Origin of the sequence: Microbulbifer mangrovi, from assembly GCF_002009015.1 — a bacterium.
Classification (GTDB): domain Bacteria; phylum Pseudomonadota; class Gammaproteobacteria; order Pseudomonadales; family Cellvibrionaceae; genus Microbulbifer; species Microbulbifer mangrovi.
The window spans coordinates 1-3,321 of the sequence record NZ_LZDE01000147.1 but is presented as its reverse complement, the minus strand read 5'-3'; the positions used below and the strand labels follow the sequence as shown (position 1 = coordinate 3,321).

2 protein-coding genes are annotated in these 3,321 nt (G+C 58.4%); both read left to right on the top strand.

The window, feature by feature from the left end:
- The first annotated feature begins 111 nt into the window (after positions 1-111).
- Positions 112-468 (top strand): nitrite reductase small subunit NirD, encoded by a 357-nt coding sequence (gene nirD / locus B4U49_RS00910; RefSeq protein WP_078082721.1) that lies wholly within the window; start codon positions 112-114, stop codon positions 466-468.
- Positions 469-503: 35 nt separating this feature from the next.
- Complete coding sequence (locus B4U49_RS00905; protein WP_078082720.1) at positions 504-3,215, top strand: nitrate reductase; 2,712 nt, start codon at positions 504-506, stop codon at positions 3,213-3,215.
- Positions 3,216-3,321: the final 106 nt, after the last annotated feature.

Below are 3,321 nucleotides of genomic sequence, written 5' to 3'. Positions count from 1 at the left end.
GACGCTCCTGAAAACCCGCCCCCGGCCCCTCGTCTTCGCATCAAGTTTTGATGTCTGAATTAACAAACAAGAATTATCCGATTTTCACCACCATTTTTGTGGAGAACCAAAATGAGCGAAGTTGCCATAACCCGCACTGAGTGGCTGCAAGTCTGCAAGCGATCAGATCTTGTAGCCAATTCCGGAGTGTGCGCTCTTGTGGGCGATCGTCAGATTGCCCTGTTTTTTTTACCCGAACAGGAACCCCAGCTGTACGCCATCGATAACTGGGATCCTATTGCCAACGCGGGCGTGATCGGCCGCGGTATTGTAGCGGAGATTGACGGTGAGCTGACCGTTGCTTCGCCGCTGTACAAGCAGCACTACCGTTTGACCGACGGCCAGTGCCTGGAGGAGGCTGGCATCAAACTGGAAGCTTTCCCGGTCGCTTTTGAAGGCGATGATGTGCTGATTCAGATCGATAAGTAAGCACGATACAAAATTACAACAGTAAGCAGTGAAAGATGGCTTTAACAGAACTGTTCTCGGTGCGTAAATCCTGCACCACTTGTCCGTACTGTGGTGTGGGTTGCGGGGTAGCGGCGACACAAGAGTCGCAACCGGGTGGCGGAGAGAGTGGCGAGGCGGTGATTAGGATTCAGGGTGATGATCAGCATCCCGCGAACAAGGGCAAGCTCTGTGTAAAAGGCTCTTCCCTGGCGGATACGCTTGGAAACCACGGGCGTCTGTTAAAGCCGCGCCTGCACGGCGAAGATTGTGATTGGGAGACGGCGCTGGAGTATACGGCGTCGCGCTTTCGCGAAACGATCTCGGAACACGGTCCGGATTCGGTGGCGTTCTATCTGTCCGGGCAGTTGCTGACGGAAGACTATTACGTTGCCAACAAGCTGATGAAGGGGTTTATCGGTAGCGGTAATGTCGATACGAACTCCCGTCTTTGCATGTCCTCCGCGGTAGCCGCCTACAAGCGTGCCCTGGGCGCGGATGCGGTGCCGTGCAATTACGAGGATCTGGACGAGGCGGAGCTGGTTGTGTTGATCGGCTCCAACGCCGCCTGGACCCATCCGATTCTATTCCAGCGTATGCAGGCCGGGGGCGCCAAACTGGTAGTGGTGGACCCGCGCGGTAGTGCCACCAGTGAAATGGCCGACATGCACCTGGCAATTACGCCGGGCAGTGACGCGGCGCTGTTCAATGGCCTGCTGCATTACCTCACCGAGTTCGGTGCACTGGATCAGTCATTTATCCACAACCACACGGAAAACTTTACCGATACCCTGTACGCGGCGGCAGAGTGGACACCGGAAAGGGTGGCGGACTACTGCGGTGTGGAACTAGAGCAGCTGCTGGCCTTCTTCGAGCTGTTCCGCAGCACGGAGAAAGCCGTCAGTTTCTATTCACAGGGCGTAAACCAGTCCAGTACTGGTACCGACAAGAACAATGCCATTATCAATTGTCACCTGGCCACCGGCCGTATCGGCAAGCCAGGCTGCGGTCCCTTTTCCATCACCGGCCAGCCCAATGCCATGGGCGGACGCGAGGTGGGCGGCCTGGCGAATATGCTGGCCGCGCACATGGATTTCACCGAGGAAAATATCGATCGCGTGGGCCGCTTCTGGAACGCCAGTAACATGGCACAAGGCCCCGGGCTCAAAGCGGTAGAACTGTTCGATGCGGTAGACAGCGGCCAGATCAAAGCGGTGTGGATCATGGCTACCAATCCGGCGGTGAGTATGCCGGATGCACGCAAGGTCGCTGCGGCGCTGAAAAAGTGCCCCACCGTGATTGTGTCCGACTGTGTGGGGGATACCGATACCGCACGCTGTGCCGACCTGCTATTGCCGGCAACTACCTGGGCCGAGAAAACCGGTACCGTCACCAATTCCGAGCGCCGTATTTCCCGTCAGAAAGGTTTCCTACCGAAGCCAGGTGAAGCGCGGCACGACTGGGAGATTGTGTGCGATGTGGCAAAACGCCTGGGCTATGGCAAGGCTTTCGATTATCGCGGCCCGGCAGATATTTTCCGTGAGCATGCCGCCCTGTCCGGTTTCGAGAACAATCGCGAGCAAGCTCGGCGCGCCTTCGATATTTCCGCACTGGCGAGCATCAGCGATCAGGAGTACGACTTTTTCACGCCGGTACAGTGGCCGATTAACGCTGCCAATCCCAATGGTACCGCGCGGCTGTTTGCCGATGGCGATTTCTATACTCCCAGTGGCCGCGCGCACTTCGTAGCGGTGAGCCCGCAGAGTCCGAAGCAGGAAACCCGCGAGGCCTACCCACTGGTATTGAACAGCGGCCGCCTGCGCGACCAGTGGCACACCATGACCCGCACCGGACGCGCACGCAAACTGCTGGATCACAGCGAGGCGCCGGAGGTGCACGTGCACCCGCAGGAAGCGCAGCAGTTTGGTATTGAAGACGCACAGCTGGTGCGTGTGGAAAGTGAAAAAGGCCAGTTCTTTGGCCGCGCTCGTGTCACCTCCAGCCAGAAACCGGGCCAGCTGTTTGCCCCGATCCACTGGAGCGACAGCCTGGCCCACAACGCGACGGTGAGTGCTCTGGCACTGCCATTTACCGATCCCGTTTCCGGCCAGCCAGAGCTGAAACAGTTCGCGGTCAATATCGCCCCACTCAACGCCCACAGTTACGCCTGCCTGCTACTTCGCACGCAGACCGCGGATGAATTTCACAGCCGCCTGCAGGCCGGTGACAAGCAACTGCGGGAAACTATCCTGCACTGGTACCGTGTTCCGGTGGAAGGGGGTTACCGCTTCGAACTGGCGCTGAGCCGGCAACCGGACTGGCAGGCGATTGCTGACAACCTGTTTGCGCTGCATGGCAAACCGCTGAATCGTCAGCGACTGCAGCTGCCCAGTGGTGAACGCTGGTTGCTATACAGCGAGCAAATGGAGCTACTGGTGTTTACCGGCGCCGACTGGCAGACATTGCCCGACCGCAAAACCCTCGAAGATGCACTGCAAAAGCCGCTGCCGGAAATGCCCGCGCAACTGCTGCAGAATGTCCCCGCCGGCGCACAGATGGTGTGTACCTGTCTGCAGGTTTCGCGCAAGGAAATCGAAGCGGCCATCGCCGACGGCGCGGCGAGCGTGGATGAGCTGGGAGAACTGCTGGGCTGTGGTACCAACTGCGGTTCCTGCAAACCAGAGATCTCTGCGTTGTTGAATACAAATCTTGCGGTGGCTGTTGGTTAACACTGCAGACAATGTTTTCCGCCGCTGCACTGCCTGCATAGCCTCAACCTGGCCTTGTGGCGGTACCGCTACCGGGTAGCCCCTTCCGAGACACGCCGTAAACCCA

What these genes read in the sequence shown, in the direction of transcription:
- nirD (WP_078082721.1), top strand. Translation starts at nt 112, where the DNA reads ATGAGCGAAGTTGCCATAACCCGCACTGAGTGGCTGCAAGTCTGCAAG.
- B4U49_RS00905 (WP_078082720.1), top strand. Translation starts at nt 504, where the DNA reads ATGGCTTTAACAGAACTGTTCTCGGTGCGTAAATCCTGCACCACTTGT.